Below are 7,389 nucleotides of genomic sequence, written 5' to 3'. Positions count from 1 at the left end.
CTGTTCGCCATTTAAAGAGGTACGTGAGCTGGGTTTAAAACGTCGTGAGACAGTTTGGTCCCTATCTTCCGTGGGCGCTGCAGATTTGAGGAAGCCTGCTCCTAGTACGAGAGGACCGGAGTGGACGAACCTCTGGTGTACCGGTTGTCACGCCAGTGGCATTGCCGGGTAGCTAAGTTCGGAAGAGATAACCGCTGAAAGCATCTAAGCGGGAAACTCGTTTCAAGATGAGATCTGCCGGGGCCTTGAGCCCCCTAAAGAGTCGTTCAAGACCAGGACGTTGATAGGTCAGGTGTGGAAGCGCAGTAATGCGTTAAGCTAACTGATACTAATTGCTCGTGCGACTTGACCCTATAACTTTGATTAGATTCAAGGTTGTTATGCCAAAGTGACGCATTCAAAATACTGCACTCGCAAGAGTGCAAGACATTAAATAAAAGCTGATTTTCTCTATAAATTCGATGGGTTGTCGTTGTGACAATCGATCAAAAAGTTATGCCTGATGACCATAGCAAGTTGGTACCACTCCTTCCCATCCCGAACAGGACCGTGAAACGACTTAGCGCCGATGATAGTGCGGATTCCCGTGTGAAAGTAGGACATCGTCAGGCTCTTACAGCAAGAAACGCCCAGTTGATTCAATCAACTGGGCGTTTTCTTTTGGGCGAACGAAGATGAACAACGTCCAGTGCCTGCCTCATTCGATCCTTCGCTCGTTCGCAACTTTTCTCGGGCGGATCTGACGACGCTCACCGGACCGAGCCTCGACGCAGAGTCAATCAGTTGTTGAATATCAGGTCACCATCCCGGCGCGCTGCTGCCGAACGCACAAGTTCCTCGGTGAGCTGTTCGATCCAACTCTCGAATGTTGTCGATGGGAAAAAGCTCTTTCGCATGTGTTCGAAATGACTGGTGCGACGAGCCCAGGCTGAAAAATCAGAAAATTTCAGTTTCTGACGTTCAAGCAGCTTGAACTTCAGTAACACTTTGGCCGCATGATTTGCATGGCGACCGGGATTGGCGACGAAAGATGCCAATCTTCGACGCGCGAATGCGAGCACCTCGGAACGGTACCCGAATATCGGGCCATGCCCAGGAATGATCACGCGCGGATTCAAACGCTCGACCAGATCCAGAGTTGCTGCGACTTCTCCGAAGGCATCCTCACCATCAAGCTCCGGAAACACCACACCGAAGCCACTCTCCCACAGGGCATCGGCCGAAATCAGGGTACGTGACGCAGGTTCAAAAAGGATCACCGAATGCGGATCATGGCCTGGAGCCGCATGAATTTCCCAGGATATGTCTGCCAGCCGGACTTCACTACCCGGCTTCAATAAATCAGTAAATCCAAACCGGGGACAAAATTGCCCAGTTGGCTCGTAGCTCAGGGCGACAGGATCCCAGGCGGAGACAAAATGTTCTTGTCCAGGAGGTATCCATGTCTGTAAATCCGGGTAGGCCGCCTGAAGCGCAGCGTTTCCGCCGCAGTGATCACTATGCAGATGGGTATTGAGAAGACAGTCCAGTCTGCGCCCCTTCAAGCCGGTTTCGACAAGTGCCACCGTCTGCGCCGCATGCGTTCCGTATCCACTGTCCACCAGCGCGCTTGAGTCGGCTCCCAAAAAGAGAATGTTGTTGGACGACAACCATCCCCGCTCGAAAACCAAAACCCCCGGTGGCAATTTCGTCTCAGTCATGCAAGCCGGCCGTCAAGCCGCTGCGCGCAGTTCACGTCTTAAAATCTTTCCCACATTGGTCTTGGGCAGATCATCGCGAAACTCGATGTATTTTGGGCGCTTGTATCCGGTGAGATTCTGGCGGCAATACTCGCCAACAGCTTCTTCCGTTAGTGCCGGATCGTTCTTGACGACAAAAACCTTGATCGCCTCGCCCTGTTTGTCATCGGCGATGCCGATCGCCGCACATTCCACCACGCCGGGGCACAGTGAAATCACATTTTCCAGCTCGTTGGGAAAAACGTTGAAGCCCGACACGATGATCATGTCCTTCTTGCGGTCCACAATTTTTGTGTAGCCGTTTTCATCCATGATCCCGATGTCACCGGTGCGCATGAAACCATCTGCGGTAAACGCCTTATGGTTCTCCTCGGGCTGCTGGTAATAGCCCGTCATGACCTGCGGGCCCTTGATGCAGATCTCTCCGGATTCGCCAGGAGCGAGTGATCTGCCGTCATCGTCCTTGATGGCGATGTCAATTCCCGGCAGCGGCAGGCCGATGGTGCCAGTGAATTCGCGGTTGAGCACAGGATTGTTGGTACCGATGGCGCAAGTTTCACTCATGCCCCAGCCTTCGATCATTGGGCTGCCGGTGACTTCGAGCCAGTGTTTAGCAGTTCCCTCAGACGCCGCCATGCCGCCAGCTTGTGAGACGCAAAGGCTGGAAAAATCAACCGATTTGATCTGCGGGTGCTGCAACAAGGCATTAAAGAGGGTGTTCACAGCCGGCAGCATATGGAACGGGTGTTTCTTCAGAACTTCAATGAACTGGCCGAAATCGCGCGGGTTCGGAATCAGCGTGAGGTGGGAGCCCCAGCGAATCGCCAGCAGACACAGCGTCAGAGCGAAGATGTGATAGAGCGGCAAAGCAGCGATGCCATTCGTTTTGCTCACTTCGCCGATTCGCCGCAAGGCCGGGGTGAACCAGGCCTCAGCCTGAAGGACTGCTGCGACGATGTTTCTATGGGTCAGCACCGCGCCTTTGGACAAACCGGTGGTCCCGCCGGTGTACTGCAAAAAGGCGACGGAATCGAGACTGGTCTGGGATGGTTTGAGCGCTTTGCCCATTCCCTCCGCCATGACCAGCTTGAAGGGCGTGACGGTGCGGCCATTGGCCAGCGGCAATTTGTAGGCGGGCACCATTTTCGCCAGGTGACGTACCGCAAAGGTGATCCATCGTCCGTACCAGAAGCCCAGCAAATCCCCCATTGACGCGATCACCACATGTTTAATGGGTGTCCGGTCAATCACCTCTTCCAGCGTGATGGCGAAATTTTCGAGGATGACGATGGTCGTAGCACCCGAGTCCTTAAGCTGGTGCTCCAGCTCGCGGGCGGTATAGAGCGGATTGACGTTGACGCAGGTGTAGCCCGCGCGAAGTATGCCGGCCATGGTGACTGCAAACTGCGGAATGTTGGGTAGCATGATGGCCACACGTGCGCCGGGCTCAAGTCCCTGGGCCTGCAGCCAAACGCCCATTGCGCAGGAGAATTCGTCGAGTTCCCCATACGACATCCAGCGATCCATGCAGACTGAAAACGGCCGCGTTGCATTCTTTTTGAAGGAGTCCTCCAGCAACTGGGTCAACGAGCGGAATTGATCGGGATCAACGGTATGGGGAACCCCCTCGGGATAACTTTTGAGCCAAAACTTGTCCATGAAAACTCCTTGTGTTCCATTGTGAAAGCACGGCGGGTGCAAGCGTATGGGGCTTGTCCCTAATTCGGCGATGGGCCGGCAAGAAGTTCATGCAATTTCGTCTCGCAGGTGACAGCGTCATCGTCGAACAGCGCATTGATCCAGCCTGACTCACGTGACTCAATCAGGCCCAAAAATTCGGAAGCGCCTTTCATTCCCGAGAAACAATCAAAACCTGCCTCCAGAAAACCTTGCAGTGAACTCAGTCCGGCAGCAGCAGCAGGCGCTCGCATCATTCTTAACAGGCTGCGCAGGCCCCGCCTGCGTGTCAGCCGGTCCAGTTCGCGCCCCAGATGCAACACTTCTTTTAGTTGCCGAAAGCGGGCGGATCGGTCGCCCACCATGCGCCAACACTGGATGTAGCGGCCCTGCACTGTGGGCCCGCTGGCGGCCAGCCATTGGCGGGCCATGCTGTCATCAAGTTGTTCCGTCAGCGCATGCACCTCAGCCAGTGAAGCTGCCGTTTCGACCACGGCTTGCGGGAAAAGCCGGGCAATGGTGTTGGCAATGCGGGCAAACTGCCGGTCACGTTGCGCATAGTCCTGCTCTCCATACAGCTCCCGCAGAAAAAAGCTGGCGGCGCCCCCATAACGTGGGTTGTGCAGCAGGTCGGGGTATGTCGCCCTGAAGCGTAGCGCCTGAAATCGCTTGATTTCAAGACAAGCCTGTTCCACCGCAGGCTGGCTCGCACGACCAAGCCGCAGCAGAGAAACAGCCTGCATGGCTTGACGAATGCGGGATGCAGCAGGGTCCATATAAACACGGAGTTTATCTAGGTGTGGTGCTCTATAGAAATGCAGTGAGCCCATGCGAAACTTGATCGATGAAGAGAAGGACCCTGTTCAAGCTAGGCGTAGCCTCGGCGGCGGCGCTCGCCCTGGGCGGCGGCGCGGCGGCGCTGTTGCACTCCGGCTTGCGCGATGGCAGGCTTGCCGAGGCCGGGCGCGAGGTGTTTCGGGCTGTGGCGCGCGCAGTGCTGCAGGGAGGCCTGCCGTCCAGTGAAGCTGCCAGACAGGTGGCGCTGGATGGTCTGCTGGAGCGCATCGACGCGCTGACGCTGGCGCTGCCGCCACACGCCCAGGACGAACTGTCCCAGCTCTTGTCTTTGCTGGCCAGCGTGCCGGGGCGGCACCTGCTGGCCGGATTGAACCAGGCCTGGCCGGTGGCTTCGGAGACCGAAATCCAGCAGGCGCTGCAGGGCATGCGGCTTTCCACCCTGGCGTTGCGGCAGCAGGCCTATGCGGCGCTGCATGACATCGCTGCCGCGGCCTATTTCACGGACGCATCGACCTGGCCGCAGCTTGGCTACCCCGGCCCGCTGGCCATTTGATCAATCATTGAAGGCCGCATGAGTCAACTGCAAGACCCGATACGCGACGGACTCCGGCGCGGCTGGAAAGTCCTCGGAGGCGCCAGAGGGCCGGCGCCGGAGAAAATCGTCTGCGATGTTGCCATCGTCGGTACGGGTGCCGGCGCAGGCATCACCGCCGAACTTCTGGCCCGGGCCGGCCTGAATGTGGTGATGGTCGAGGAAGGGCCGCTGAAAAGCAGTAGCGACTTCAAGCAGAAGGAGTCCGAAGCCTATCCGCAGCTGTATCAGGAAAGTGCAGCACGCAAGACCGAGGACAAAGCGATCAACATCCTGCAGGGGCGCTGTGTCGGTGGTTCCACCACCGTCAACTGGACCAGTTCCTTTAGAACCCCGGCGGCTACGCTCCAATTCTGGCAGGACCATTTTGACCTGCCAGATTACAGCGTTGATGGCCTCGCGCCCTATTTTGCGCAGGCTGAAAAGCGCCTGAACATCCTGCCCTGGTTGACGCCACCGAACGAAAACAATGAGCTGCTGCGGCGCGGCGCGGCCAGGCTGAATATCCAGGCGGCCGCGATTTCGCGCAACGTGACAGGCTGCTGGAATCTGGGCTCGTGTGGGCTGGGCTGTCCGACCAATGCCAAACAATCGATGCTGGTCACGACCATCCCTGCCGCGCTCGACCTGGGCGCGCGGCTGCTGAGTGAAACGCGGGTGGAGCGCTTTGAACTGGCCAATGGCAAGGTCACCGCCATGGTTTGCCAAAGTGTGATGCCAAATGGGGCTCTGGCCCCCGCTGGACGCGGGGTAGTAGCTACAAAAATCATAGCGAAACACTATGTACTGGCCGGCGGCGCCATCAACTCGCCGGCCGTGCTGCTGCGCTCGGGTGCCCCCGACCCGCACGGCGTTCTGGGCGCCCGGACCTTTCTGCATCCGGTGGTGATGAGTTCGTCAGTGTTTTCGCAGAAAGTAGAGGCCTGGAGCGGCGCCCCACAGACGATTTACACCGACCACTTCCTGGACACACAGGCGATTGACGGACCGATGGGCTACAAACTTGAAGCGCCGCCCCTGCACCCGGTGATTTTCGCGTCCACTGTTCCCGGCATGGGTCAAAGCCAGGGGGATCTGCTCAAGACCTTCCCTCACAACCACACCTTGCTGGCATTGTTGCGCGACGGGTTCCATGCGCAGTCGCGTGGCGGTCAGGTCAAGCTGCGTGGCGACGGATCGGCCGTACTCGACTATCCGCTGACCGACTATGTGATGGACGGTGCGCGCCGTGCCCTGCTGTCGATGGCGGAAATCCAGTTTGCCGCCGGCGCGCGACAGGTCTTTCCTTTGCACGAGATGGCTCAGCCTTATACGTCGTGGGCGCAGGCCCGGGATGCGATCCATGCGCTGCCCATGAAACCGCTGCTCACCAAGATCGTCAGCGCACACGTCATGGGCGGCTGTAGCCTGGCCGGCCATGAAAAGCGCGGCGTTACCCGTCCTGACGGTATCCACTGGCAACTCGGTAACCTGTCGATTCACGACGGCTCCATTTTCCCGACCAGCATAGGCGCCAATCCGCAGTTGTCGATCTACGGCGCCGTTAACCGTCTGGCGCAAGGGCTGGTCAAAAAGCTGACCGGGCGCGATGTCGCTCTGGCCTGAAACTGCTGCTGGACGCACACCAGGCACGCTGGCGCGCCTGCAGCAGCTGATCACCATTTCGCTGCTTGTCGCTGCGGCCGCATGGCTGTTGTTGTTCTGGGAAACCTCCGTGGTACTGGCGGTGTCTGGCGGGCTGCTACTGGTGCTGGGCTATTCGGGCTTTCTGGCCGTCGAATTTTTCCTGCTGCGGTTCGTCAACCGACGCGATCCGGCACCCCAGCCCACCTGGGCCCAACTGGCGGCGGCCTGGCTAGGCGAAACGCTGGTGGCGCCCCGGGTGTTTTGCTGGCGCCAGCCGTTTCGCTCGCGGGCATTTCCCGACGAGTCGGCGCTGCGGTCAGCCGTACCGGGGCGGCGCGGCGTTGTGTTCATTCACGGATTTTTCTGCAACCGCGGCTTTTGGGCGCCATGGCTTGAGAAGCTCCAGGGCAGCGGCCACGCGTACATCGCCGTCAATCTGGAGCCTGTTTTTTCCTCCATTGATGACTACGTGCCGATCATCGACGCCGCAGTCGCCCGGGTCACGCAGGCCACCGGGCTGCCGCCCTTGCTGGTTTGCCACAGCATGGGCGGATTGGCCGCGCGTGCCTGGCTGCAGGCCCTGAAGTCAGAGGACCGTGTCCACCACGTCGTGACCTTGGGCACGCCGCACCGCGGCACTTGGCTCGCCCGCTTCAGCCGTGGCGCCAATGGCCGGCAAATGCAGCTGAGCGGTCAATGGCATCAATTGCTGGATCAGGACATGCCGGTTCACCGCCACTCACTTTTTACCTGTTGGTACTCGAATTGCGACAACATAGTGTTTCCCAGCTCAACGGCGACCTTGCCCGGCGCGGATAATCGACTGATGCAGGGTGTTGCTCATGTGCAACTTGCTTTCGTGCCAGAGGTCATGAGAGCCACGCTGGCGATGACGGGCGGCGATTTGTGAAAAATTACCCAAGGCTGTAACTCTTCCGAGTCTTCATACTGCGCTGG

Annotated in this window: 6 protein-coding genes and 2 rRNA genes; 5 read left to right on the top strand and 3 right to left on the bottom strand. The window is 58.5% G+C overall.

The genetic code is table 11. The features are described from left to right. Nucleotides 1-353, top strand: a 23S ribosomal RNA gene (locus H0W47_RS02375); the annotation flags it as partial. A gap of 145 nt (nucleotides 354-498) precedes the next feature. Further along, nucleotides 499-611 (top strand): 5S ribosomal RNA (gene rrf / locus H0W47_RS02370). 168 nt (nucleotides 612-779) lie between these two features. Here the strand turns inward: rrf and H0W47_RS02365 are convergent. Genes H0W47_RS02365 through H0W47_RS02355 form a run of 3 tightly spaced genes read right to left on the bottom strand, consistent with a single transcriptional unit; the run spans nucleotide 780 to nucleotide 4,159 of the window. After that, nucleotides 780-1,700: an MBL fold metallo-hydrolase gene (locus tag H0W47_RS02365; protein WP_296920143.1), complete on the bottom strand. Its 921-nt coding sequence runs from the start codon at nucleotides 1,698-1,700 to the stop codon at nucleotides 780-782. A gap of 12 nt (nucleotides 1,701-1,712) precedes the next feature. Then, nucleotides 1,713-3,398, bottom strand: coding sequence for an AMP-binding protein (locus H0W47_RS02360; protein WP_296920140.1), 1,686 nt, complete (start codon nucleotides 3,396-3,398; stop codon nucleotides 1,713-1,715). Nucleotides 3,399-3,457: 59 nt separating this feature from the next. Next, nucleotides 3,458-4,159, bottom strand: a complete 702-nt coding sequence (locus H0W47_RS02355) for a hypothetical protein (protein ID WP_367265079.1) — start codon at nucleotides 4,157-4,159, stop codon at nucleotides 3,458-3,460. Between the two features lie 101 nt (nucleotides 4,160-4,260). On the opposite strand from H0W47_RS02355, the gene H0W47_RS02350 reads away from it, so the two are divergent. The 3 genes from H0W47_RS02350 to H0W47_RS02340 are packed head-to-tail and all read left to right on the top strand — an operon-like array spanning nucleotide 4,261 to nucleotide 7,342. Beyond that, nucleotides 4,261-4,767: a hypothetical protein gene (locus H0W47_RS02350; RefSeq protein WP_296920134.1), complete on the top strand. Its 507-nt coding sequence runs from the start codon at nucleotides 4,261-4,263 to the stop codon at nucleotides 4,765-4,767. Nucleotides 4,768-4,785: 18 nt separating this feature from the next. After that, the gene (locus H0W47_RS02345; protein ID WP_296920132.1) at nucleotides 4,786-6,411 is read left to right on the top strand and encodes a GMC family oxidoreductase; all 1,626 of its coding nucleotides are present in this window, start codon (nucleotides 4,786-4,788) and stop codon (nucleotides 6,409-6,411) included. Next, entirely contained in the window at nucleotides 6,395-7,342 is a 948-nt protein-coding gene (locus tag H0W47_RS02340) for an alpha/beta fold hydrolase (RefSeq protein WP_296920127.1), read from the top strand. Before H0W47_RS02345 ends, H0W47_RS02340 begins: the two co-directional genes overlap by 17 nt. Nucleotides 7,343-7,389 lie beyond the last annotated feature (47 nt).

The sequence above is a fragment of the Polaromonas sp. genome, assembly GCF_013817205.1.
Classification (GTDB): domain Bacteria; phylum Pseudomonadota; class Gammaproteobacteria; order Burkholderiales; family Burkholderiaceae_C; genus Polaromonas.
This window is presented reverse-complemented; position numbering and strand designations above follow the sequence as displayed.